20 protein-coding genes are annotated in these 23,964 nt (G+C 60.9%); 8 read left to right on the top strand and 12 right to left on the bottom strand.

The window, feature by feature from the left end; genetic code table 11:
• Positions 1-111: 111 nt before the first annotated feature.
• Positions 112-336 carry a hypothetical protein gene (locus K0H47_RS07520; RefSeq protein WP_003214941.1) on the bottom strand — a complete coding sequence of 75 codons (225 nt, stop codon included), beginning with the start codon at positions 334-336 and terminating at the stop codon, positions 112-114.
• Between the two features lie 846 nt (positions 337-1,182).
• Between K0H47_RS07520 and K0H47_RS07515 the strand changes: the two genes are divergently transcribed.
• Together K0H47_RS07515 and rmuC are read left to right on the top strand one after the other, a co-directional pair.
• Positions 1,183-1,506 (top strand): sel1 repeat family protein, encoded by a 324-nt coding sequence (locus K0H47_RS07515; protein ID WP_219272302.1) that lies wholly within the window; start codon positions 1,183-1,185, stop codon positions 1,504-1,506.
• 175 nt (positions 1,507-1,681) lie between these two features.
• Positions 1,682-3,046, top strand: coding sequence for a DNA recombination protein RmuC (gene rmuC, locus K0H47_RS07510; RefSeq protein ID WP_167410189.1), 1,365 nt, complete (start codon positions 1,682-1,684; stop codon positions 3,044-3,046).
• A gap of 101 nt (positions 3,047-3,147) precedes the next feature.
• On the opposite strand, the gene K0H47_RS07505 is transcribed toward rmuC, so the two are convergent.
• Both K0H47_RS07505 and K0H47_RS07500 read right to left on the bottom strand, forming a co-directional pair.
• A complete protein-coding gene (locus tag K0H47_RS07505) occupies positions 3,148-6,618 on the bottom strand; it encodes a PAS domain-containing hybrid sensor histidine kinase/response regulator (protein ID WP_219272300.1) in 3,471 nt (1,156 codons plus the stop codon).
• Between the two features lie 120 nt (positions 6,619-6,738).
• Positions 6,739-7,485: a 3-oxoacyl-ACP reductase family protein gene (locus tag K0H47_RS07500; protein ID WP_063032408.1), complete on the bottom strand. Its 747-nt coding sequence runs from the start codon at positions 7,483-7,485 to the stop codon at positions 6,739-6,741.
• Positions 7,486-7,597: 112 nt separating this feature from the next.
• Between K0H47_RS07500 and K0H47_RS07495 the strand changes: the two genes are divergently transcribed.
• A complete protein-coding gene (locus K0H47_RS07495; protein ID WP_063032406.1) occupies positions 7,598-8,521 on the top strand; it encodes a LysR family transcriptional regulator in 924 nt (307 codons plus the stop codon).
• A gap of 27 nt (positions 8,522-8,548) precedes the next feature.
• Here the strand turns inward: K0H47_RS07495 and K0H47_RS07490 are convergent, their stop codons facing one another.
• The 3 genes from K0H47_RS07490 to K0H47_RS07480 all read right to left on the bottom strand — a co-directional run bounded on the left by K0H47_RS07490 (position 8,549) and on the right by K0H47_RS07480 (position 11,908).
• Positions 8,549-9,277 carry an aspartate/glutamate racemase family protein gene (locus K0H47_RS07490; protein WP_003214954.1) on the bottom strand — a complete coding sequence of 243 codons (729 nt, stop codon included), beginning with the start codon at positions 9,275-9,277 and terminating at the stop codon, positions 8,549-8,551.
• 13 nt (positions 9,278-9,290) lie between these two features.
• On the bottom strand, positions 9,291-10,820 hold the full coding sequence (locus tag K0H47_RS07485) for an NCS1 family nucleobase:cation symporter-1 (RefSeq protein ID WP_063032402.1): 1,530 nt from the start codon (positions 10,818-10,820) through the stop codon (positions 9,291-9,293).
• 353 nt (positions 10,821-11,173) lie between these two features.
• A complete protein-coding gene (locus K0H47_RS07480) occupies positions 11,174-11,908 on the bottom strand; it encodes a phosphoadenylyl-sulfate reductase (protein WP_219272299.1) in 735 nt (244 codons plus the stop codon).
• 152 nt (positions 11,909-12,060) lie between these two features.
• Here K0H47_RS07480 and thrH point away from each other — a divergent pair, with 152 nt between their 5' ends.
• Positions 12,061-12,678 carry a bifunctional phosphoserine phosphatase/homoserine phosphotransferase ThrH gene (gene thrH / locus K0H47_RS07475; protein WP_177027069.1) on the top strand — a complete coding sequence of 206 codons (618 nt, stop codon included), beginning with the start codon at positions 12,061-12,063 and terminating at the stop codon, positions 12,676-12,678.
• A 116-nt stretch (positions 12,679-12,794) separates the two neighbouring features.
• Here thrH and K0H47_RS07470 read toward each other — a convergent pair whose 3' ends face one another.
• From K0H47_RS07470 to K0H47_RS07445, 6 genes are all read right to left on the bottom strand, one after another.
• Positions 12,795-13,151, bottom strand: a complete 357-nt coding sequence (locus tag K0H47_RS07470; protein ID WP_026078186.1) for a type II toxin-antitoxin system HigA family antitoxin — start codon at positions 13,149-13,151, stop codon at positions 12,795-12,797.
• Entirely contained in the window at positions 13,151-13,453 is a 303-nt protein-coding gene (locus K0H47_RS07465; RefSeq protein WP_063032397.1) for a type II toxin-antitoxin system HigB family toxin, read from the bottom strand. The genes K0H47_RS07470 and K0H47_RS07465 overlap by 1 nt, the downstream gene beginning before the upstream one ends.
• Positions 13,454-13,681: 228 nt before the next feature.
• On the bottom strand, positions 13,682-15,022 hold the full coding sequence (gene pabB / locus K0H47_RS07460; protein WP_093200489.1) for an aminodeoxychorismate synthase component I: 1,341 nt from the start codon (positions 15,020-15,022) through the stop codon (positions 13,682-13,684).
• Positions 15,023-15,027: 5 nt separating this feature from the next.
• On the bottom strand, positions 15,028-16,014 hold the full coding sequence (locus K0H47_RS07455) for an alpha-L-glutamate ligase-like protein (RefSeq protein WP_003214969.1): 987 nt from the start codon (positions 16,012-16,014) through the stop codon (positions 15,028-15,030).
• Entirely contained in the window at positions 16,014-17,546 is a 1,533-nt protein-coding gene (locus K0H47_RS07450) for an inactive transglutaminase family protein (protein WP_063032393.1), read from the bottom strand. Before K0H47_RS07450 ends, K0H47_RS07455 begins: the two co-directional genes overlap by 1 nt.
• Before the next feature lie 5 nt (positions 17,547-17,551).
• Complete coding sequence (locus K0H47_RS07445) at positions 17,552-18,085, bottom strand: ATP-dependent zinc protease (protein ID WP_063032391.1); 534 nt, start codon at positions 18,083-18,085, stop codon at positions 17,552-17,554.
• 272 nt (positions 18,086-18,357) lie between these two features.
• Between K0H47_RS07445 and K0H47_RS07440 the strand changes: the two genes are divergently transcribed.
• The 4 genes from K0H47_RS07440 to acnD all read left to right on the top strand — a co-directional run bounded on the left by K0H47_RS07440 (position 18,358) and on the right by acnD (position 23,924).
• Positions 18,358-19,071: a GntR family transcriptional regulator gene (locus K0H47_RS07440; protein WP_026078184.1), complete on the top strand. Its 714-nt coding sequence runs from the start codon at positions 18,358-18,360 to the stop codon at positions 19,069-19,071.
• Entirely contained in the window at positions 19,068-19,961 is an 894-nt protein-coding gene (gene prpB / locus K0H47_RS07435) for a methylisocitrate lyase (RefSeq protein WP_003214976.1), read from the top strand. Before K0H47_RS07440 ends, prpB begins: the two co-directional genes overlap by 4 nt.
• 39 nt (positions 19,962-20,000) lie before the next feature.
• Entirely contained in the window at positions 20,001-21,128 is a 1,128-nt protein-coding gene (prpC, locus tag K0H47_RS07430; protein WP_219272297.1) for a 2-methylcitrate synthase, read from the top strand.
• 201 nt (positions 21,129-21,329) lie between these two features.
• Positions 21,330-23,924: a Fe/S-dependent 2-methylisocitrate dehydratase AcnD gene (gene acnD, locus K0H47_RS07425; protein WP_219272296.1), complete on the top strand. Its 2,595-nt coding sequence runs from the start codon at positions 21,330-21,332 to the stop codon at positions 23,922-23,924.
• The last annotated feature ends 40 nt before the right edge of the window (positions 23,925-23,964 follow it).

Genomic DNA, 23,964 nt, shown 5'->3' with positions numbered 1-23,964 from the left:
CGGTGAAGATCTCAAAAACCCGATTTCCAGTAGACCGTAAGGCTGCTCCGCTTAAGTGAACAGCATTACGGGTTTTAACCGGGGTTTTTGTGTTTCAGCGATCCGGGTCGATCAGGCAACCAGTGCCTGACGAGTACGATCGATCACGGCCTGCAGCGGTTCTGCGCTGGAGTATTGATCGGGGTACAGGCGTTCGCTGTGACGAGCGATGCCGTGTTCGTTGACCAGGGTAAAGCTGAAGCAGCCTTTGCGAGCGGCCATGATCAGGCAGTTCATTGGTGCAAAAGCGTTGGTGAGGGTGCGAATGGCATCCTGAGTGTGGATTTGAGTGGACATATTATTGGTGTTCCTACAAATGACACGGTTAAGAACCGTGCAACGTTAAAACGTTCCAGTGACGTTGATCACCATTGATCGAACGAAGAACCCGACTGGAACAAAGCAGCCAGTTTGAAGCGCTATTAAGTTGGCGCGCTTGGGCTGGCAGGTAGGTACTTAGGAGGGCAGGCAACACAACAGGGGCAAAGGTTCTGGGCCCGGGGTGAAGATCCTGATCAATTTGCAGGTTGGTTCTTTCAGAGTATTGAGACTTCGCGACACCCTTTGCATTGTTCAAAGGCTGTGTCGTCGCAAGTGATACCTGGAAACCATCGAGGTGGTCGATCCCTTTTTGTCGGCGGTGCCGTGAGGGAGTTGTTCGACCAGAATTGACTTTCAGCTTGGTACTAACGCCGCGGATAGTAACGGATTGAAACGATGAAAGGAAGTGTGCTAGGTAAAAAACTTTTCTGGCCTCGGTGCGTCGGTAACATGCCTCAGCCGCCTTCCGACCAAAAAACGCGGTTGATATAACCGCCAGGTGGGTAGTTGTGCACATTGGTTGCGCCCTGTGTAACCGCACTGACATACGCCCTGCAATGTCCCCGGGTGCCTGCAACTAAAATTTAAGTCAATGAAAAATCGAGCTTTTTTTTATTGGTGAAAAAATCGTCAGTTTGAGCGCGGCCCCCGTTCCATGGGCCTTTGCGGGAGTTACGTAACGGTTGTCCACTGAGTTATCCACAGCTTCTGTGGATTGTCCCAAGCGCTTGCTCTAGAACGGGCGTGCAGGCTTTTTTCAGCTTTACCTGTACGAAAAAAAGAGTAGAGTGGCGCGCCTTCCGTTCTGTCCCACAGTGCTTTATGAAGTTTCGCTCAGTATCACCTTCTGTTACCGACATCCCTCAGGTTGTTACCGCACCCAAGCGTTTTTCTCTGAAAGTTGCCTTGTGGTTGCTCGACAGCCCACGCCTGGGCCACAGCCCCAACGTCAAACACTTCGCCGGGCATTTGCTCAAGCAACCCGCTCGTGCTGGCGTAGTAGTAGCGCAAAGCCGTCTGGGCCAGTTGATGTGCCGCGAGTGCGGCAATGCCCGCGACCGCCGTATCGGCCACGAACTGCTGCGCCAGGCAGCCCGCGCCGGCGACCGCACCGCCCAGCGTGAACTGGGCCAGATCGAAGACTGAGCTGTCCTCAATGCGCAGGCTTGGTTAACCTTCTTCTTTTCGGGTGACGGCAGGAATCGCTATGGCTTTTGACTGGACCAGTGTTGCGCTGGGTCTCGCCGGTGCTGGATTGCCGCTGTTGGGCCTGTGCTGGCAGATTCAGCGCCGACTGAGCGCGCGGATGGCCGGCTGGGAATTGCTCGAAGAGCGCCTGGCCACCGCGCAACTGGCCCAGGAAGGGCTGGCCGCACAGCTGGACGCCAGCCGTGACGAAATCAGCGACCTCAGTCAGGCCAACGCCGCCAAACAGGCTGACCTGGCTGCGGTGCGCCGCGAAGTCGAACTGCTGCAGATCGACCGCGACAACGCCCGCGATGCCGCCCACGCCTGGAACCTCGACCGTTCCGCCAAAGAAACCGAACTGCGCCGCCTGGACGCCTTGTCCGCCTCCCTGCGCGCCGAACTTCGCGAGCAACAGGAAAGCCATCAGCAACGCCTCAGCGACCTGCAAGGCTCCCGCGATGAACTGCGCGCGCAGTTCGCTGAACTCGCCGGGAAGATCTTCGACGAGCGCGAACAGCGCTTCGCCGAAACCAGCCAGCAGCGCCTCGGCCAATTGCTTGACCCGCTCAAGGAACGCATCCAGTCGTTCGAAAAACGCGTCGAAGAAAGCTACCAGAGCGAAGCCCGCGAGCGGTTCTCCCTGGCCAAGGAACTCGAGCGCCTGCAACAGCTGAACCTGCGCCTGTCCGATGAAGCCACCAACCTGACCCGCGCCCTCAAGGGCCAGAAAACCCAGGGCAACTGGGGCGAACTGATCCTGGAGCGGGTGCTGGAGCATGCCGGGCTGGAAAAGGGCCGCGAGTACCAGACCCAGGTCAACCTCAAGGGCCCGGACGGCGAGCGCTTCCAGCCTGACGTGTTGATCATGCTGCCGGGTGACAAGCAGGTAGTGGTGGATTCCAAGGTCAGCCTGACGGCCTATCAACAGTACGTTGCCGAGGATGACCAGGCGATCGGCCAGGTTGCCCTCAAGCAACACGTCCTGTCGTTGCGCAACCACGTCAAAGGCTTGGCCGGCAAGGACTACAAACGTCTCGAAGGCCTGCACAGCCTGGATTTCGTGCTGTTGTTCGTGCCCATCGAAGCCGCATTTTCGGCTGCACTCCAAGCCGAGCCGAACCTGTTCCAGGAGGCGTTCGACCGCAATATCGTGATCGTCAGCCCGACCACGCTGCTGGCGACTTTGCGGGTGATCGACAGCCTGTGGAAACAGGAACGGCAAAGCCAGAACGCCCGGGAAATCGCCGAGCGCGCCGGTTGGCTGTATGACAAGTTCGTGCTGTTTATCCAGGACCTGGACGAGGTGGGCAACCGCCTGCAGCAGTTGGACAAAGCCTACAGTGCAGCACGCAACAAGCTGACAGACGGACGTGGAAACCTGGTGAGTCGCACCGAGCAACTGAAGCTGCTCGGTGCCCGCGCCAGCAAAAGCCTGCCGGCCGACCTGCTGGAAAGGGCGATGACCGATGAAGACGGCGTGGCGCAGTTGCCCGAATAGTCACCGGTCTCTGTGGAGCTGGCTTGCCTGCGATGCAGACATCTCGGTCCTCCAGATACACCGAGGCGATGCCATCGCAGGCAAGCCAGCTCCCACATGGGCTAAAGCGGCAGGTGACGGCTCAACAAGGCCCGCAACGCCGCCGGCTTCACCGGTTTGGCCAGGTAATCCAACCCGGCCGCATGCACCTGGGCCACCATCTCCGGCCGTCCATCGGCACTGATCACCACGCCCGGAATCGGCTCCGCCAGTTGCGCCCGCAGCCAGCCCATCAACTCGGTGCCGGTTTCGCCGTGGTCGAGGTGGTAATCCACCAGGGCCAGTTGCGGTCGCACACCCTCAGCCAGCAGCGCGGCACATTGCGCCTGGTCGCGCGCGGTCCAGACTTCGCAGCCCCAGCGCGTGAGCAAGCTGCGCATGCCGATCAGGATGCTTTCTTCGTTATCCACACACAGCACCTGCGCGCCACTCAACGGCTGGCCGCTTTCCTGCGCTGGCTTGGCAGGCGCGCTGACCTGGGTGCGCGCCAACGGCACGCGCACGCTGAACACGCTGCCCTTGCCCGGCCACGAACGCACGCTCAAGCGATGCCCGAGCACGCGGCACAAGCCGTCGGCAATCGCCAGGCCCAGGCCCAGGCCTTTCTCGGCGCGGGTCTGGTGACTGTCCAGGCGTTTGAATTCTTCGAAGATGACTTTCTGTTTGTCCTGAGGAATGCCGGGGCCGCGGTCCCACACTTCAAGGCACAACTCACCGCGCCGCCGGCGTACGCCCAGCAGCACCGGCCCATCGGCATACCGGAACGCGTTGGTCAGGAAGTTCTGCAACACCCGCCGCAACAATTTGATGTCGCTGTCGACCCGCAAACGACTGCCCCGTAGCCGGAAGCGCAAACCCTGTTCCTGGGCCAGCGCCTTGAACTCGGCGCCCAACGTATCGAACAGTTCATTGAGCACGAAGGGTTGGCGCTGCGGATTGATCTTGCCGTTTTCCAGGCGTGAAATATCCAGCAGGTCGCTGATCAGGTCTTCCGCCGAACGCAGTGAACTGTCCAGGTGCTGCACCAGTTGTCGGGCATCCGGCGACATGCCGTCGTTCTGGTGGGAGAGGGCGGCCGAGAACAGCCGGGCGGCGTTCAACGGTTGCATCAAGTCGTGACTGACCGCTGCAAGGAACCGGGTTTTCGACTGGCTGGCCGTCTCGGCGACACCCTTGGCATCCGTCAGGGCGACGTTGAGTTGCGACAGTTCGTGAGTACGCTCGGTCACTCGCTGTTCCAGGCCTTCGTTGGCCTCGGTCAACGCCTGCTCGGCTTCGCGGAACGCGGTGATGTCGGTGAAACTCATGACAAACCCGCCGCCCGGCATCGGGTTGCCGATCAGCTCGATCACCCGGCCATTGGGGAACAGCCGCTCGGAGGTATGCGCACGGCCTTGGCGCATCCAATGCAGGCGGCGCGCCACGTGCACTTCGGCTTCGCCCGGGCCGCACAGCCCGCGTTCGGCGTTGTAGCGAATGATGTCGGCAATCGGCCGGCCCACACTGATCAAGCCTTCGGGGTAATTGAACAGCTCCAGGTAGCGCCGGTTCCAGGCCACCAGCCGCAGGGATTGGTCCACCACGCTGATGCCCTGGGTGATGTTTTCGATGGCGCCTTGCAGTAGCGCCCGGTTGAACTGCAGCACTTCCGACGCTTCGTCGGCGATGCGGACTACGTCCTCCAACTGCATTTCCCGGCCTTCAATGGCGGCTTTCACCACCGCCCGGGTCGACGAAGCGCCGAGCACACCGGCCAGCAGGCGTTCGGTGTGGGCGATCCAGTCGTTGTCAGCGTTCTGGTTGGGGTTAAAGCCTTTGCCCTGGCGATAGGCGAAGCGCACAAAACTCTGGTGAGCCCGCTCTTCACCGACAAACCGCGCCGCGAGGCTGAGCAAATCGTTGATCTGTACCGAAAGCATCGAGCGGGCGCTGGCCCGTTGATTGATTTCCTGGCCGATAAAGCGCCCGGCTTGCCAATGCTCCGACACCCGCGTGCGCGACAGCATCGAGACCCACACGAACAGTGTGAAGTTACCCGCGAGGGAAAATATGGTGCCCAGCGTCAGGGAAGTCACGGACAAACCCAGCGGGTGCGAATGCAGCCACGTCATGCCCGGGAAAAGGCTGAACGACCAGCCGAGACTTTTCGCAGTGACCGGTAGGACCAAGGTGTAGAACCACAGGAATGTACCCGCCGCCAACCCGGCAAAGACCCCGCGTCGGTTGGCTTGTTTCCAATACAGTGCGCCGAGCATCGCCGGTGCCAGCTGGGTCACGGCGGCGAACGCAATCTGGCCAATGGTTGCAAGGCTGGCGGAGGAGCCCAGCAGCCGGTAACTGACGTAAGCCAGCAGCAGGATGATGACAATGCTCACCCGGCGTACCGACAGCATCCAGTGACGGAACACTTCGAATGGCCGCTCGGCGCTGGAACGGCGCAGCAGCCAGGGCAGCAGCATGTCGTTGGAGACCATGGTCGACAGCGCGATACTCGCCACGATCACCATGCCCGTGGCCGCTGAAGCGCCGCCGATAAACGCCAGCACGGCCAGCGCCGGGTGGGCTTCGGCCAGCGGCAGGCTGATCACGTAGGAGTCCGGTAATACCGAACCCGGCAGCAGCATCTTCCCGCCGAGGGCAATCGGGATGACAAACAGGGCGGCCAGGATCAGATAGGCCGGGAACACCCACTTGGCCAGCCGCAGGTCCTGCGGGTCGATATTCTCCACCACGGTGACGTGAAACTGCCGGGGCAGGCAGATGATCGCCATCATCGCGACGCCGGTCTGCACCACCATCGAAGGCCAGTTGACCGTCTCTTTCCAGTATTCCTCCAGCCGTGGCGCGAGCATCGCCTGGCTGAACAGATCGTCGAAACCGTCGTACAGGCCGTAGGTCACAAACGCACCGACGGCGAGAAACGCGAACAACTTGACCAAGGATTCAAAGGCAATCGCCAGCACCATGCCCCGGTGGTGTTCCGTGGCGTCCAGGTTGCGGGTACCAAACACGATGGTGAACAGTGCCAGCACCAGCGACACAATCAGCGCCGTGTCCTGGGAGCGGGTGCCCGTGGTGTCGGCGCTGGCCCCGATCAGCAGGTTCACCCCCAGCACGATGCCTTTGAGCTGCAAGGCTATATAAGGCAGGACGCCCACCAGGCAGATCAGCGCCACCACCACGGCAAGGGATTGGGATTTGCCGTAACGGGCGGCGATAAAGTCGGCGATGGAGGTGATGTTTTCCTGCTTGCTGATCAGCACCATCTTTTGCAGGACCCACGGCGCCAGCACCAGGAGCAGCACCGGTCCCAGGTAGATCGGTAAAAACGCCCACAACTGTTCGGCCGCCTGGCCTACGGCACCAAAGAATGTCCAGCTGGTGCAATACACCGCCAGCGACAGGCTATACACCCAGGCACGCATCCGCGGCGGCAATGGCGCATGGCGACGGTCACCGTAAAAGGCGATGGCAAACATAATGGCCATATAGGCCAGGGCAACGGCGGCGATCAGCCCGCTGGACAGCGTCATGAGAACTCCAGACATAAGAACGCCCGGGCATTCCCGGCCCGGGCGAACAGTCTCGCATGATGCTTGGCGTTAGTCAGTGTCGACCAAGGTCGGAGCGTGGTGCGATGTCGCAGCTTGTGTTCAGGCGCCGAAACCGCCGTCGATGGTCAGACTGGCGCCGGTGATATAGCCGGCCTCAGGGCCTACCAGGTAGGCGACGAAACTGGCGATCTCTTCCACATGGCCATACCGGCCTACGGCCATGAAGCCGATCAGGCTCTCGGCGAAATCACCACTTGCGGGGTTCATGTCGGTGTCCACCGGGCCTGGCTGCACGTTATTGATGGTGATGCCACGTGGCCCCAGGTCGCGGGCCAGGCCTTTGGTCAGGCCGACCAGCGCCGATTTGCTCATGGCGTACGGGCCGCCACCGGCAAACGGCATGCGATCGGCATTGGTGCTGCCGATGTTGATGATGCGGCCACCTTCACCCATGTGCCGCGCGGCTTCCTGGGTGGCGACAAACACGCTGCGCACGTTGATGGCGAGGGTACGGTCGAAGTCTTCCAGGCTGAAATCTTCCAGCGGGCCGACGGCCAGCACGCCGGCGTTGTTCACCAGGATATCCAGGCGCCCGAAGGCTTCGACGGTGGCGTTGACGGCGCTGCGGATGGCGGCGGCATCGGCGCTGTCGGCATGGATCGCCAGGGCTTTGCCGCCTTCGCTGATCACGCTGTTCTGCAATGCTTCGGCCTTGGCGGCCGAGCTGACATAGGTGAAGGCGACGGCTGCGCCTTGGGCGGCCAGGCGCTTGACGATGGCGGCGCCGATACCGCGGGACCCGCCCTGGATCAAGGCGACTTTGCCGCTGAGGTTCTGTGTGGTCATGTCGATCTCCAAAGGTGTATTGAGGTTGGAGTCGAGTATCGACCTCGTAAGGCGCCCTCGGTAGACCGTGATTGCTATAGTCTGTGTAAACCAAAAGTATAGAGTGGGCGATATGGAAAGCTTTGGCAGTATCGAATGCTTTGTGCGCAGCGCCGAGGGTGGCAGCTTTGCCGAAGCCGCCCGGCACCTGAGCCTGACCCCGGCGGCCGTGGGTAAAAGCGTGGCCAAGTTGGAAGTACGTCTGGGTGTAAGGCTTTTTCAGCGCAGCACCCGGCGCCTGACCCTGACCGAAGCGGGCAAGCTATTCCTGGAAGAAGTCAGTGGCAGCCTCACCACTATTCAAAACGCCGTGGCCAACCTGGCCAGCGCCGAAGGGCGGCCGGTGGGAACGCTGAAGGTCAGCATGGGCACGGTGTTTGGCAACCGTTATGTGGTGCCGTTACTGGGGGAATTTCTAAAGCGCTTTCCTGATATCAACCCCGACTGGCATTTCGATAACCGCCAGGTGGACCTGATCGGCCAAGGCTTCGATGCCGCGATCGGCGGTGGTTTTGAGCTGCCCCAGGGCGTGGTCGCGCGCAAGTTGGCACCCGCGCATCGAATCCTGCTGGCCTCACCGGAATACCTCGCCAAACGCAAGCCGGTACTCGCGCCCGAGGATTTGTCGCTCTGCAACGGCATTCTGATCCGTTCACCGCAAACCGGGCGCGTGCGCTCCTGGCAGCTCACCCACCGCAGTCGCGAACAGCGGCCGCTGGTGCTCAAGCCGCGCATGACCATGAGCGACTCTGGCGCTGCCTGCTGTGCCAGCGCCCAAGGTTTGGGGATTGCGCTGGTCAGCATGCCGATGGCGGTGCCGTATCTGGACAGCGGCCAACTGGTGCGTGTGTTGCCCGACTGGTACGTCGACGACGGCAACATCTCGCTGTACTACGCCGAACACAAGCTGCTGCCCGGCAAGACCCGGGCGTTTGTGGATTTCATTCTGGAGCAGTTTGTCGAACGCGAGCTGGGGCGGCGGTTCAGTGCCATTTGATCCTTGTGGGGATCAAGTGTGGGAGCTTCAGTGTCCGAACTTTCCGGGCCAGCCGATCACTTTCTTCGGCCTTGGCGTCGCATAAGTGCGGATCTTCGAGGTCGACAGCCCCAACCGCACCAAGCCTTCGGCAATGGTGACCGCCGAGGTCACACCGTCCACCACCGGCACACCCGTGCGGTAGCGAATCTGCTCATCCAGCCCGGCCATGCCGCCGCAGCCCAGGCAGATCACTTCGGCCTTGTCTTCGCTGATCGCCAATTCAGCCTGGCGCACGATGGCCTCCATGGCCCGCAGCGGGTCTTCTTCCAGCTCCAGCACTGCCATGCCACTGGCCCGCACCGACGCGCAGCGCTGGTATAAGCCGGCCAGTTTCAGCCGGTCCTCGATCAGCGGCACCGTGCGGTCCAGGGTGGTCACCACCGAATAGGCATGCCCAAGAAACATCGCGGTGCTGGCCGCCGCTTCGGTGATGTCCACCACCGGTACGTTAAGCAACTCCTGCAAACCTTCGCGGCCGTGCTCGCCGTAACCCGCCTGAATCACCGCATCGAACGGCTGGTCGTAGGCCATCACCCGGTCCATCACCGCGATGGCCGCCAGGTAGCTTTCGAAATTGCCTTCCACCGATTCGGCACCGAAAAACGGGGTCAGCCCGACGATCTCGGTGCCGGGGGACGCCACCGCCCGCGCCTGCTTGGCAATGGCCTCGGTGATGGACTCGGTGGTGTTGACGTTGACCACAAGGATGCGCATGGAATGTCCTTACTTAATGACTGACGTTATCGACTGCAATGCTTTCGCCGCTCACATCGGCGTAATACGGCTGGCGCTTGGCGAACAGCAGGTACAGCAGCCCTGCAATACCGGCGCCAATCAACCAGGAGAAGGGCGAGACGTGAGCGAAACCCGGCAGCAGGGCGAGGAGAATGGCGATCACCGCCGCAGGAATAAACGCCGCCACCGCCCGCAAATTGATGCCGCGGCTGTAGTAATAAGCGCCATTCGGGTCTTCGCTATACAGCTGCGGCACATCCACCTGGCTTTTGCGGATCAACCAGTAGTCGACCATGATCACCCCGTACAACGGCCCCAGCAGAGCGCCGAGCCCCGAGAGGAAATACACGATCACCAGCGGGCTGTTGTAGAGGTTCCACGGCAGGATCAACACCGCCACGGTGGCGCTGATCAGCCCGGCGCGGCGGAAGTTCAGGTACTTGGGCGCCAGGTTGCTCAGCACAAAGGCCGGCGCGACGAAGTTGGCCATGATATTCACCGCCACGGTCACAATCAGGAACGCCAGGCAGCCCAGAACCAGGAAGAAGGTGTTCGGAATCGCCGCGATGATTTCGGTGGGGCTTTCGATCACCCGGCCATTGAGGTGGAACTGCCCGCCGCACAGCAGCACGGTGATGGCGGCGAACACCAGGATGTTCACCGGCAGGCCCCAGAAGTTGCCGACCTTGATGGTCTTGCGGCAGGGTGAGGAGCGGGCGAAGTCGCAGAAATTCAGGATCAGCGTGCCGTAGATTGCCAGCCACAGAGCGCCGCCGGCGAAGATATTGCGCCACATCTCGCCACCGGTGAGTGGTTCGCGGATCGACCAGGCGATCTGGCCGCCGGCCTGGAAATACATCCAGCCGGCGAGTGATGCCACCGTCAGCAGAATCACCGGCCCGGCGAAGGCTTCATAGCGGCGCACCATCTCCATGCCATAGGCGAGGATCGCGAGCTGCACAAACCAGATCGCCACAAAACACGCCCAGCCCAGGGTCGACAGGCCGAGGATAGAGTTGTGGTCGTAGTCGGCAAAACCTGGATGAACCGCCGTCAGCAGCACGCGGAAAACCACCGAGGCCAGGTAGGTCTGAATCCCGAACCAGGCAATCGCAATCACTGCACGAATCAGCGCCGGAATCTGCGCGCCATGGATGCCGAAACTGATGCGACTGATCACCGGAAACGGCACGCCCGTCTTCTGCCCCATATAGCCCGACAGGTTCATGAAGAAGTACACCAGCGCCGCGCCGATCCCGAGGGACAGCAGAATCTGCCAGCCACCCAGGCCCAGTGCGTACAGGCCGATGGCGAAGGAATAGTTGGCGATGTTGTGCACATCGTTGGTCCACAAGGCAAAGATGCTGTAGCGGCCCCAGCGCCGGCCTTCGGCCTTGGTGGGGGCAAGGTCCTTGTTGTGCAGGCGCGGGCTGAGGACCAGCGGGCCGGGGCTCGTGGCCTCGGGGTTCAGGGTGGAGGAGGGCAGATCCAGTGCGATGTTATTGGAGAGACTTGTACGCATTCCGGCAGGCTCCTGGACACCAGCAGGAGAACGGCTGATGTCAAAGTGTATGTATCTTTTTTATTAATTGTATACAAAGCGTGTTTTGCCTTAAGCCACATACGTGCCAGATTTTTGCCGTGAAAATTATCAATTGATTTGGTTTTAAGCGTGATTGGAAATAAATAGCTGAATTTAAAGCGATATAAATTGACCGCTTGAACAGCTATTTATTTTGTAGCGCAGAGAGGGGCGGGGATTTAAGAAGAGGTGTGACGAGGAAGGATGTAACTTTTCGGTGCAGGATTTTATAAGTGCACACAAAAATGGCACCGATGGTGACATTTCTGTGTACAGGTTTTTCGGCCCAGGTGTTACGCCTTGCTGATGATGTTCCCGGCGTGCAACCCGCATTCTTTCTGGGTTGCTTCTTCCCACCACCAACGGCCTTCGCGTTCGTGCTGGTTCGGCAGTACCGGGCGGGTGCAGGGCTCACAACCGATGCTGATAAAACCGCGCTCGTGCAGGCTGTTGTACGGCAACTCCAGCATGCGGATGTAACCCCAGACTTCCTCGCTGGTCATCTGCGCCAGCGGGTTGAACTTGTACAGGGTGCGTTCCGGGGTGGAGAAGGCCGTATCGATTTCCAGCGCGGCCACCTGGCTGCGGGTGCCCGGGCTCTGGTCGCGGCGCTGGCCGGTGGCCCAGGCGCTTACGCCGGAAAGCTTGCGGCGCAGCGGTTCGATCTTGCGCACGCCACAGCACTCGCCATGGCCGTCCTTATAGAAACTGAACAGGCCCTTTTCCTTGACGAAGGGTTCCAGCTTGCTCTGGTCTGGCGAGATCAGCTCGATGTCGATCTTGTAGAACTCACGCACCTGCTCGATAAACCGGTAGGTCTCCGGGTGCAGGCGGCCGGTGTCGAGGCTGAACACCTTGACGTTCTTGTTCAGCTTCCAGGCCATGTCGACCAGCACCACGTCCTCGGCACCGCTGAAAGAGATCCACAGGTCGTCGCCAAACTGGCTGAAAGCCAGCTTGAGAATGTCCTGGGCGGATTTGTTGGCATAAGTCGCGGCGAGTTCAGCGACGTCGAAGACTTGGTTCATCAGGACGGTTCCTACAGGTCAATGGCGCTTAGCGCTCTATAGGGGGGCGATGGTAACAAAATCCCGCCTGCGTTGCGGCGGCCAGCATGAATCGCTAGAGTTCGGCAGTCCTTTTGCTCGCTCAACTCAATAACTTTAAATGGGAGTGTCTTGTGGAAATTGCCTGTCTCGACCTGGAAGGCGTACTGGTCCCGGAAATCTGGATCGCCTTCGCCGAAAAAACCGGTATTGAATCCTTGCGGGCCACCACCCGGGACATTCCCGACTACGACGTGCTGATGAAACAGCGCCTGCGCATTCTTGATGAACACGGGCTGAAGCTCTCGGACATCCAGGAAGTGATCGCCACCCTCAAGCCACTGGACGGCGCCATCGAGTTCGTCAACTGGCTGCGCGAGCGCTTCCAGGTGGTGATCCTGTCGGACACCTTCTATGAGTTCTCCCAGCCGCTGATGCGTCAACTGGGCTTCCCGACCTTGCTGTGCCATCGGTTGATCACCGACGAGAACGACCGGGTGGTGAGTTACCAACTGCGCCAGAAAGATCCGAAGCGTCAGTCGGTGCTGGCCTTCAAGACCTTGTACTACCGAGTGATTGCCGCTGGCGACTCCTACAACGACACCACCATGCTCGGTGAAGCGGACCGTGGGATCCTGTTCCATGCGCCGGAGAACGTGATTCGCGAGTTCCCGCAGTTCCCGGCGGTGCATACGTTTGAGGATTTGAAGAAGGAGTTCATTAAGGCGTCGAATCGGCAGTTGAGCGTTTAAGTTATTTGGCGTGGCTGATGGCCTCATCGCAGGCAAGCCAGCTCCCACATGTTGACCGCGCTCCCGTGTGGGAGCCGGGCTTGCCCGCGATGGGGCCGGTGTGGCCACTGCACCGCCTAGACCCCTGCCAGCAAACTCTCATAAGGAATGCGCAAGCCTTCATGCAGGCGTTTGATCATGGACAAGCTCAGCTTGCGCTTGTGGTTCAGCACTTCAGAAACCCGCCCGCTCGGACCTATGAAAGGCTCCAGGTCACGGGCGGTCAGGCCTAGTTGCTCCATTCGAAATTTAATTGCTTCTACGGGATCCGAAGGCGGCATTGGGTAATGCTCTGCTTCGTACTTTTCGATAAGTATCGCGAGAATTTCCAGCTCGTCACCCTCAGGCGAGCCGATTTCCGCTTCCCAAAGCTGCTCGACGCGCGCGAGCGCAGCGGTCAGGTCTTCCTGGGAATGAATAGGTTTGATGTTCATCACACGGTCTCCGCATTGATCTGATCGTACTGCGCGTGGGTCCCCACGAAGCGTATGAACGCAAGCTGTCGCTGATAATTGATCGCCATGATCACTCGATACTTGTTGCCGCCTATGTTGAATACAACCCTGCCCCCTTTGAGGATGCTCGCTGTCCTTAGCTCTGCTTTGAGGGCTTGTGGTGTTGGGTAGACTGCTTTTTCCATATGGCGATACAGCTCGACCAGCGGCGTTTTGGCATCCCTGTAACCGGGTTGGCTTTCCCAGAATATTCGCAAGGCAGACAGAGCGATTATCCGCATTCCTGCAACCTCCCAATTTGGGAGATAATAGGTGTGGTTAAGGGCAGATGCAATCTCGGAAATCTTTCCTGACAAGTAGGCAGTCGTTTCATGTGATCCTTCACAGACGGCTGGTGGACGGTTGAAGCCGGACGCTATCGTCCGACTTCAGCTCCGTCCACTTTGGTACTGATTCAGGTCTTTTCTGCTGCTTGGCTCCGCGTCGCAGAGCCAGGGAGGGGCTGCGTGCTACAGGCTTTCCAAGGTTTGTAACAACACCCGCACCTTGGTCATCGACTCCTGGTACTCCGCCTGCCACTCCGAGTCAGCGACAATCCCGCCGCCGCCCCAGCAGCACACCTGCCCATCCTTGACCAGCAGGCTGCGGATCGCGATGGAGCTGTCCATCTCGCCGCGCACGTCCAGGTATAACAACGAACCGCAATACAAGCCGCGTCGGGTCGGCTCCAGTTCGTCGATGATCTGCATCGCGCGGATCTTCGGTGCGCCGGTGATCGAGCCGCCGGGGAAGCTGCCGGCGATCAGGTCGAGGGCGTCTTTGTCGTCTGCCAGTTCACCGGTGACGCTGCTGACCAGGTGATGCACATTCGGATAGCTTTCGAGGCTGAACAGCTCTGGCACTTTCACCGAGCCGGTACGGCAGGTGCGGCCCAAGTCGTTGCGCAGCAGGTCGACGATCATCAGGTTCTCGGCACGATCCTTGGGGCTGGCCAGCAATTCAGCGGCGTTGGCCGCATCTTCCGCAGGCGTTGCACCTCGTGGCCGGGTGCCTTTGATCGGGCGAGTTTCCACCTGGCGCTGGCTGATTTTGACGAAGCGCTCCGGCGATAAACTCAATACCGCGCCATCATCCGGCAGGCTCTGGAACCCGGAAAACGGCGTCGGGCAGGCTTCGCGCAAGGCGCAGTAGGCCACCCACGGATCGCCGACGCACGGGGCGCGGAAGCGTTGGGCAAAGTTGACCTGGTAGCAGTCACCGGCCTGGATGTAGTCCTGGATGCGGGCGAGGGCGTGTTTGTAGGTGTCGGCTGTCACGTCCGGGGCCATTGGGCCTTGCAGCTTGAAGGCCGCCGATACACTGATGACCGGCTGGCCAAACAAGGTGATCAGGCGTTGCCGTTCGCTTTCCGCCAGTTTGGGATGGAACACCAGTTGGCTGGTCTGCGCCTGGTGATCGCTGATCAAGGCCCAGGCGTAAAGGCCGAACCGCGCATCCGGCAGGTGCAGGTCGTCCACGGCCAGGTGCGGCAGTTGTTCAAGATGGCGACCGAAGTCATAGCTCAGGTAACCGATCAGGCCACCGGCAAACGGCAGATCGTAGGGCGCAGGAATCGTGGCTTCACCCAGCAACGTCAGGTTTTCCCGCAAGCGTTGCAGAAAATCGCTGCCGCTTTCGTCCGGCAGTACCGCCAGTGTCGTCTCTGGCCAGGCGCTCAGCAGGTCATACCGACCACGCTCGGCAGCCGGTCGGCCGCTGTCCAGCAGCACCGCGCCGGGGGCATGGCGGATCGCTGCAAAGTATTCGGCAGGGTTGGCCCGGTAGGGCAGCGGGTGTACGGAGCAGGTCACTGGGTTTATCCCTCGACCGCCGGAATATGCCCAAACATCTCCTGCACAAACTTCACCCGCTCTTCCGGCGTTTCCGTCACGCCTGCGGCCTTCAGCTCTTCCAGTCGAGCCTCCACCGCATGGGTGCGCAAGGTCAGGCCGCAGTCGTTGGCGATCTGGATGTTCAGCCCCGGGCGAGCGTTAAGCTCCAGGATCAGCGGACCTTTCTCCTGGTCCAGCACCATGTCCACGCCGATGTAACCCAAACCGCACAGCTCGTAGCAGCCGGCGGCGAGCTTCATGAAACCGTCCCAGTTGGGCAGTTGCACGCCGTCCACCGCGTTGGTGGTGTCCGGGTGCTTGGTAATGATGTTGTTCAGCCAGGTGCCGCGCAGGGTCAGGCCGGTGGCCAGGTCGACACCGACGCCAATCGCGCCCTGGTGCAGGTTGGCCTTGCCGCCGGACTGGCGGGTGGGCAAGCGCAGCATGGCCATTACCGGATAGCCCATCAGCACAATGATGCGGATGTCCGGCACGCCTTCGTAGCTGATGCTTTTGAAAATCTGGTCGGGCACCACCCGGTATTCGATCAGCGCCCGGTCACGGTGGCCACCGAGGGAATACAGGCCGGTGAGGATGCTGGAAATCTGATGCTCGATCTCTTCATGGCTGATGATCTTGCCGGAGACGGTGCGATAGCGCCCTTCAAAACGGTCGGCGATCACCAGGATGCCGTCACCGCCGGCACCCTGGGCGGGTTTGATCACGAAGTCGCTGCGCCCGCCGATGATCTCGTCGAGCTTGTCGATTTCCTTCTCGGTGGAAATGACCCCGTACATTTCCGGTACATGGATGCCGGCGGCCATGGCCCGTTCCTTGGTGATGATCTTGTCATCCACGATCGGATACAGGCTGCGCTTGTTGTACTTGAGCACGTAGTCGGCATTACGCCGATTGATGCCCATGATCCCCCGCGCTTCCAGGGCCTTCCAGGTCTTCCAGAAGCCGAACATTACGAGTCAGCCTTGAGGAAGGCCTTGAAACGTACCAGTTCGGTGAGGCGGTAACCGCGATAACGACCCATGGCCAGCATGAAACCCACCAGGATCAACAGGATCGCCGGGAAGGTGAATACGAAGTAGATCAGCTCCGGCACGCTCATGATGATGTGGGCCAGGGATGCGGCGAACAGCGTACCGATCGCGACTTTCATCGCATGGCCGCCACCGCGTTCTTCCCAGGTGATCGACAGGCGTTCGATGGTCATGGTCAGGATCACCATCGGGAACAGCGCCACCGACAGCCCGCGCTCCAGGCCCAGCTTGTGGCTGAACAGGCTGATGGCCGCGATCAGCACCACCACGAAGGTCAGCACCACCGAGAGCCTCGGCAGCATCTGCAGCTTCAAGTGTTCCAGGTAAGACCGAAGCGATAGCCCCAGTGCCGTAATAATGGTGAACAGCACAATCCCGAAGCCCAACTGCGTCTCGCGGAACGCCAGGGCAATCAGCACGGGCGTGAACGTGCCGAGGGTCTGCAGGCCGATCAGGTTGCGCAGGATCAGGATCACCAGCACGCCAATCGGGATCATCACCATGATCATGAAGGTCTGCTGGGTTTGCAGCGGCAGGCCGTACAGCGAGTATTCGAGGAAGTTGGCGTCGGTGTTTTCGTCCGTCAGCTTAGCCAGGCGAATCGCGTTCATTTCGCTGTTATTGAGGCTGAAGGTCACCATGGCCTTTTTGCCGCCATCGACGGTGATCAGGTTTTCATCGCCGGTCCACCACAGCAGGCGGTCAGCCGGCAGGCCTTGTTCGCCGGTATCGGGGTTGAAGTACAGCCAGTCATTGCCATTGAAGCTGCGCAGCCAGAGTTCCGGGGTTTGCGGCTGGTCGGCCACCAGGCGGATGGTGTGCACCTTTTCCACCGGCACGTGGGCGATGGACAGCAGCAGCTCGACGATCTTGGCCTTGTGCGGCGTCGACGGGTCGCCTGCCAGCAGCAGCTTCACGTTGTCGTCACTGAGGTTGTTGGTGCGCTTGATGGCTTCGCTGATGAAGGTCTCGACGTCGGCCGAGTGCTGGCGAATCGGCGCCAGCAGGGCTTCGGCGGCAATCTTTTCCGGGCCTTCGACGGCGATGCTGTCGCGGAAGGTCGGGCCCTTGATCTTGACCTTTTCACCGCTATAGCGCTTGGTCAGTACCAGGCGGTAGTAGAGGGTCTGGTTGCCCTTGGCCCGGCGGGCCGACCAGGTGACCTTGCGGTTCCCGTCGAGGCGATTGACGCTGACGCCATAGTTATTCGAGATGAAGCTTTCGTTCAGGCTGACGAAGTCGCGGCTCAGGGGCGGCACGAACATCTGGATTTTCACCGGGTCCTTGGCACTGGCGACGAACTCGACCTTGGCGTCGATGTTCCACAGGTCGTCGGTGGCGTCCTCGGTGACGGGAATCCCCAGCACGAAAATCTGATAGGCGGTGACCGAAATGCCCAATACCACCAAAACGGCGATCAGGATTTTCAGGTGCAGATTAAGAGAGCGCATTCAAATTACTCAGCGGTATGAGCGTCGGTGGCGCAGGCAGGTTTGCCCGCCGCGTATTTAAGACTGGGGTCGACCAGCGCATCAAAGCGTTTCAGCGCTTCGGAGCCGATCAGCAGCGGGTATTGGAAGGCGCTGCGGTCAGTCAAGTTCACTTCGATACTGCGTAAAGCGGTGCCCATGCAGATGTCCAGGGCAATCACTGGACGGGCGGTGTAGTTCTTGTCTTCATCGGGGTCGTAGTCACCGGCGCGGCGCTTGATCTTGCTCACGCGGGCCAGGGGACGCTCGATGGGGTGGGAATGTGCGGTGTCGATGGCCAGGTAGAAACGCACCCAGGATTCACCGTTGCGCTTGAAACGCTTGATGTCGCGGGCGCTTAAGGACGCAGTCTTGGCGCCGGTGTCGAGTTTGGCGGCCACTTCCAGGTCAATGCCGGCCAACTTGGCGTATTCATTGAGCCCATACACGGTCTTCTCGGCAGCAACGCCAAGGCCCGGCATAAGCAGTAGAAGCAAAAGGGGGAAGGGCTTGAGTCTCATAAATCCTGACGCGGTGCAGTGCGATGTTCAATTCAAGGCGACTGGCATTGCTGCGCAAGCTCCCTCGTGCGCCTTTTCATCCAGGGATGTGAGGCAAAAGTGGCCGGCATTCTAACATGAAGGTTTTCTTGCGCCAGCGCTGGCAGCCGGCCATGCCCTGATAGGGTGCAAGGTGGGTTATTAGACGATTGTCGACAATATGTATTTATTCTTTGACTATTAGGGGCTGATTGGCTAGTTTTTGCGGCATTGCTTTTAAAGGTGTCGACAATATGCTGGATCAACTGGAAACCCCAGTGATAGCGTCAGACGATTCCCAGACCATGTCGGAGAACGTCTTCCGGCGTATCCAGGCCGCCATCGTCAAGGGCGAGATCGCCCCCGGCAGCAAGATCTCCGAGCCGGAACTGGCGCGCACCTACGGCATCAGCCGCGGCCCGCTGCGTGAGGCGATCCACCGCCTGGAAGGCCAGCGCCTGCTGGTGCGCATCCCCCATGTGGGCGCGCGAGTGGTGTCCTTGAGCCATGAAGAGCTGATCGAACTCTACGAAATCCGCGAATCCCTGGAAGGCATGGCCTGTCGCCTGGCCGCCGAGCGGATGACCGACGCCGAGATCGAAGAGTTGCGCCAGGTGCTGCACACCCACGAACGCGACGCGGCCTTCCAGGCCGGTGTCGGCTACTACCAGCAGGAGGGCGACTTCGATTTTCATTACCGGATAATTCAAGGCGCCGGTAACCGCACCCTGACCCAAATGTTGTGCGGCGAGCTGTATCAGTTGGTGCGCATGTACCGCATCCAGTTCTCCGCCACCCCCAATCGTCCACGCCAGGCCTTTGCCGAGCATCACCGCATTCTTGACGCGATTGCCGATCGCGACGGTGAACTGGCCGAGTTGTTGATGCGCCGCCATATCGGCGCTTCCAAACGCAACATTGCCCGTCACTTCCCGGACGGCGCTCCCCAATCACGAGGTGAGTCATGAGTTCCAATAACAACACTACTCCAGGCCAACGTTTCCGTGACGCCGTGGCCAGCGAGCACCCATTGCAGGTGGTCGGCGCGATCAACGCCAACCACGCGCTGCTGGCCAAGCGTGCCGGTTTCAAGGCGATCTACCTGTCGGGTGGCGGGGTGGCTGCCGGCTCCCTCGGCGTGCCGGACCTGGGCATCACCGGCCTGGATGACGTGCTGACCGACGTGCGCCGCATCACCGACGTGTGCGACCTGCCGCTGTTGGTGGACGTGGACACCGGTTTTGGCTCCTCGGCGTTCAACGTCGCGCGCACCGTCAAGTCGATGATCAAGTTCGGCGCGGCGGCGATCCATATTGAAGACCAGGTGGGCGCCAAGCGTTGCGGCCATCGCCCGAATAAAGAAATCGTATCCCAGCAGGAAATGGTCGACCGCATCAAGGCCGCCGTGGATGCGCGCACCGATGACAGTTTCGTGATCATGGCCCGCACCGACGCACTGGCGGTGGAAGGTCTGGAATCCGCCCTGGAACGGGCCGCCGCCTGCATCGAGGCCGGCGCCGACATGGTGTTCCCGGAGGCCATCACTGAGCTTGAGATGTACAAACTGTTCGCCTCCCGCGTGAAAGCGCCGATCCTGGCCAACATCACCGAATTCGGTGCAACGCCTCTCTACACAGTCGATCAACTGAAATCTGCGGATGTTTCCATCGTCCTGTACCCGCTCTCGGCCTTCCGCGCCATGAACAAGGCGGCCGAGAACGTCTACACCGCGATCCGTCGCGACGGCACCCAGCAGAACGTGATCGACACCATGCAAACCCGCATGGAGCTTTACGATCGCATCGACTACCACACCTTCGAGCAGAAGCTCGACGCGCTGTTCGCCGCCAAGAAGTAACGCGAGCGCTCACTAATAACTACAAGATTGGAGATAACCATGGCCGAAGCAAAAGTACTCAGTGGCGCTGGCCTGCGTGGCCAGGTTGCCGGGCAAACCGCACTGTCCACCGTGGGCCAGGCCGGTGCCGGCTTGACCTACCGTGGCTACGACGTGCGCGAACTCGCCGCCGACGCGCAGTTTGAAGAAGTCGCCTACCTGCTGCTCTACGGCGAACTGCCGACCAAAGCCGAACTGGCCGCCTACACCGCCAAGCTCGGCAAGTTGCGCGACCTGCCCCAGGCGCTGAAAGAAGTGCTGGAGCGCATCCCCGCCGATGCCCATCCGATGGACGTGATGCGCACCGGTTGCTCGTTCCTGGGCAACATCGAGCCGGAGAAGGACTTCTCCGTGCAGCGCGACGTGACCGACCGCCTGCTGGCCGCGTTCCCGGCCATCATGTGCTACTGGTACCGCTTCAGCCACGACGGCCAGCGCATCAACTGCGTGACCGACGAGCCGTCCATCGGTGGGCACTTCCTGCACCTGCTGCACGACAAGAAGCCCAGCGACTTGCACATCAAGGTGATGAACGTCTCGTTGATCCTCTACGCCGAGCACGAATTCAACGCCTCGACGTTCACCGCCCGCGTGTGTGCGTCGACCCTGTCGGACCTGTATTCCTGCGTCACCGCCGCCATCGGCTCCCTGCGCGGCCCGCTGCACGGCGGCGCCAACGAAGCCGCGATGGAGATGATCGAGCGTTTCTCTTCCGCCCAGGAAGCGGTGGAAGGCACCCTCGGCATGCTGGCGCGCAAGGACAAGATCATGGGCTTTGGCCACGCGATCTATAAAGACAGCGACCCGCGTAACGAGGTGATCAAGGGTTGGTCGAAAAAACTCGCGGAGGAGGTGGGCGACACCGTGTTGTTCCCGGTTTCCGAAGCCATCGACAAAACCATGTGGGAGCAGAAGAAACTGTTCCCCAACGCCGACTTCTACCATGCCTCGGCGTACCACTTCATGGGCATCCCGACCAAGCTGTTCACCCCGATTTTCGTCTGCTCGCGGCTTACAGGATGGGCCGCGCATGTATTTGAACAGCGTGCCAACAACCGCATCATCCGTCCGAGCGCCGAGTACATCGGCGTTGAGCAGCGCAAGTTCGTGCCAATCGAACGTCGCTGAGTGGAGAAACCGCTGATCTCGGGGTGAAACCGGATCAAAAATGTGGGAGCGGGCTTGCTCGCGAAGGCGGTGTGTCATTCAACACACATGGCGACTGTCACACCGCCTTCGCGAGCAAGCCCGCTCCCACATTTAGACCGTGTTTCACACTGGATCAGCAACGGTTCTTCCTTTTGCAACTACCGTGACCGAGTCCTGACGATGAACACTGAACACCGCAAACCGCTCCCCGGCAGCCGCCTCGATTTCTACGACGCCCGCGCGGCGGTCGATGCAATCACCCCCGGCGCCTACGCCACACTGCCGTACACCTCCCGCGTACTCGCGGAAAACCTGGTGCGTCGCTGTGACCCAGCGACCCTCAACGCATCCCTGAGCCAACTGATTGAGCGCAAACGCGACCTCGATTTCCCGTGGTTCCCGGCCCGCGTGGTGTGCCACGACATCCTCGGCCAGACCGCCTTGGTGGACCTTGCCGGCCTGCGCGATGCCATTGCCCTGCAAGGCGGTGACCCGGCCCAGGTCAACCCGGTGGTGCCGACCCAACTGATCGTCGACCATTCCCTGGCCGTCGAAGCCGGTGGTTCTGACCCGGAGGCGTTCGAGAAAAACCGCGCCATCGAAGACCGCCGCAACGAAGACCGTTTCCACTTTATCGAGTGGACCAAAAAGGCCTTCAAGAACGTCGACGTGATCCCGCCGGGCAACGGCATCATGCACCAGATCAACCTGGAGAAAATGTCCCCGGTGATTCAGGTGCGTGACGGCGTGGCCTTCCCCGATACCTGCGTCGGCACCGACAGTCACACCCCTCATGTAGACGCGCTGGGCGTGATCGCCATCGGTGTTGGCGGCCTCGAAGCGGAGAGCGTGATGCTCGGCCGTGCCTCGTGGATGCGCCTGCCGGAAAGTGTCGGCGTGGAGCTGACGGGCAAGCTGCAACCGGGCATCACCGCCACCGATATGGTGCTGGCGCTGACCGAGTTCCTGCGCAAGCAAAAGGTCGTGGGTGCCTGGCTCGAGTTCTTCGGCGAAGGCGCCTCCGCGCTGACCCTGGGCGACCGCGCCACCATCTCCAATATGGCCCCGGAATACGGCGCCACGGCGGCGATGTTCTATATCGACCAGCAGACCATCGCCTACCTCAAGCTCACCGGCCGTGAAGACGAACAAGTCACCCTGGTGGAGCAATACGCTCGCCACACCGGCCTGTGGGCGGACGACCTCAAGGGCGCGCAATACGAGCGTGGCCTGAGCTTCGATTTGTCCAGCGTAGTGCGCAACATGGCCGGCCCGAGCAACCCCCACGCCCGCGTCGCCACCAGCGACCTGGCGGCCAAGGGTATCTCTGGCCAGTGGGATGACGTGCCGGGGCAAATGCCCGACGGCGCAGTGATCATCGCGGCCATCACCAGTTGCACCAACACCAGCAACCCGCGCAACGTGATTGCCGCCGGCCTGCTGGCGCGCAATGCCAACAAGCTCGGGCTGGCCCGCAAGCCGTGGGTCAAGTCATCCCTGGCGCCGGGTTCGAAAACCGTCGCCATGTACCTCGACGAAGCCGGGCTGACCACCGAACTGGAACAACTGGGTTTTGGTGTCGTGGCGTTTGCCTGCACCACCTGCAACGGCATGTCCGGCGCACTCGACCCGGTGATCCAGCAAGAGATCATCGACCGCGACCTGTACGCCACCGCCGTGCTGTCGGGTAACCGCAACTTCGATGGCCGTATCCACCCGTACGCCAAGCAAGCGTTCCTCGCGTCGCCGCCGCTGGTGGTGGCCTACGCGATTGCCGGCACCATCCGTTTTGATATCGAGAAGGACGTGCTGGGCCTGGATGCCAACGGCAAGGAAATCCGCCTGAAGGACATCTGGCCGAGCGACGAAGAAATCGACGCAGTGGTCAAGGCGTCGGTCAAGCCGGAGCAGTTCCGCCAGGTCTACATCCCGATGTTCGCGATCCACGAAGACACCGGCCCGAAGGTCACGCCGCTGTACGACTGGCGTCCGCAGAGCACCTATATCCGTCGTCCGCCGTACTGGGAAGGCGCCCTGGCCGGCGCACGTCCGCTCAAAGGCATGCGTCCGCTGGCGGTGCTGCCGGACAACATCACCACCGATCACCTGTCGCCGTCCAACGCGATCATGCTTGACAGCGCCGCCGGTGAATACCTGGCGAAAATGGGCCTGCCGGAAGTCGACTTCAACTCCTACGCGACCCACCGCGGCGACCACTTGACCGCGCAGCGCGCCACCTTCGCCAACCCGAAACTGTTCAATGAAATGGTCATCGAAGACGGCAAGGTCAAACAGGGTTCGCTGGCGCGCCTGGAGCCGGAAGGCAAGGTCACGCGCATGTGGGAAGCCATCGAAACCTACATGGAGCGCAAGCAACCGCTGATCATCATCGCCGGCGCCGACTACGGCCAGGGTTCATCCCGGGACTGGGCGGCCAAGGGCGTGCGTCTGGCGGGTGTGGAAGCGATTGCCGCCGAAGGTTTCGAGCGTATCCACCGCACCAACCTGGTGGGCATGGGCGTGTTGCCGCTGGAGTTCCTGCCGGGCACCGACCGCAAGACCCTGAAGATCGACGGCACCGAAACCTACGACGTGATCGGCGAACGCACCCCGCGTGCGCAGCTGACGTTGTTGATCAACCGCAAGAATGGCGAGCGTGTCGAGGTGCCGGTGACCTGCCGCCTGGACACGGCTGAAGAGGTGTCGATCTACGAGGCGGGCGGCGTGTTGCAACGCTTTGCCCAGGACTTCCTGGAATCGGCTGTTACTGCCTGACAACTGTGGCCGGGGTTTGTGCCCCGGCCCATGAGGACCA

The organism is Pseudomonas sp. Xaverov 83 (assembly GCF_019352905.1).
Taxonomy (GTDB): domain Bacteria; phylum Pseudomonadota; class Gammaproteobacteria; order Pseudomonadales; family Pseudomonadaceae; genus Aquipseudomonas; species Aquipseudomonas yamanorum.
Note: the sequence above shows the minus strand (reverse complement) of the source record. Positions and strands in the feature narration are given on the sequence as shown.

Excerpts from the sequence above, each read along its gene's own strand:
- K0H47_RS07490 (WP_003214954.1), bottom strand. The coding sequence starts at position 9,277 with ATGCGCATCCTTGTGGTCAACGTCAACACCACCGAGTCCATCACCGAG.
- K0H47_RS07495 (WP_063032406.1), top strand. The coding sequence starts at position 7,598 with ATGGAAAGCTTTGGCAGTATCGAATGCTTTGTGCGCAGCGCCGAGGGT.
- prpC (WP_219272297.1), top strand. The coding sequence starts at position 20,001 with ATGGCCGAAGCAAAAGTACTCAGTGGCGCTGGCCTGCGTGGCCAGGTT.
- K0H47_RS07450 (WP_063032393.1), bottom strand. The coding sequence starts at position 17,546 with ATGCGCTCTCTTAATCTGCACCTGAAAATCCTGATCGCCGTTTTGGTG.
- acnD (WP_219272296.1), top strand. The coding sequence starts at position 21,330 with ATGAACACTGAACACCGCAAACCGCTCCCCGGCAGCCGCCTCGATTTC.
- K0H47_RS07485 (WP_063032402.1), bottom strand. The coding sequence starts at position 10,820 with ATGCGTACAAGTCTCTCCAATAACATCGCACTGGATCTGCCCTCCTCC.
- K0H47_RS07470 (WP_026078186.1), bottom strand. The coding sequence starts at position 13,151 with ATGAACATCAAACCTATTCATTCCCAGGAAGACCTGACCGCTGCGCTC.
- K0H47_RS07520 (WP_003214941.1), bottom strand. The coding sequence starts at position 336 with ATGTCCACTCAAATCCACACTCAGGATGCCATTCGCACCCTCACCAAC.
- K0H47_RS07505 (WP_219272300.1), bottom strand. The coding sequence starts at position 6,618 with ATGACGCTGTCCAGCGGGCTGATCGCCGCCGTTGCCCTGGCCTATATG.
- K0H47_RS07465 (WP_063032397.1), bottom strand. The coding sequence starts at position 13,453 with ATGCGGATAATCGCTCTGTCTGCCTTGCGAATATTCTGGGAAAGCCAA.
- K0H47_RS07515 (WP_219272302.1), top strand. The coding sequence starts at position 1,183 with ATGAAGTTTCGCTCAGTATCACCTTCTGTTACCGACATCCCTCAGGTT.
- K0H47_RS07480 (WP_219272299.1), bottom strand. The coding sequence starts at position 11,908 with ATGAACCAAGTCTTCGACGTCGCTGAACTCGCCGCGACTTATGCCAAC.
- K0H47_RS07445 (WP_063032391.1), bottom strand. The coding sequence starts at position 18,085 with ATGAGACTCAAGCCCTTCCCCCTTTTGCTTCTACTGCTTATGCCGGGC.
- prpB (WP_003214976.1), top strand. The coding sequence starts at position 19,068 with ATGAGTTCCAATAACAACACTACTCCAGGCCAACGTTTCCGTGACGCC.
- K0H47_RS07455 (WP_003214969.1), bottom strand. The coding sequence starts at position 16,014 with ATGTTCGGCTTCTGGAAGACCTGGAAGGCCCTGGAAGCGCGGGGGATC.
- K0H47_RS07440 (WP_026078184.1), top strand. The coding sequence starts at position 18,358 with ATGCTGGATCAACTGGAAACCCCAGTGATAGCGTCAGACGATTCCCAG.
- K0H47_RS07500 (WP_063032408.1), bottom strand. The coding sequence starts at position 7,485 with ATGACCACACAGAACCTCAGCGGCAAAGTCGCCTTGATCCAGGGCGGG.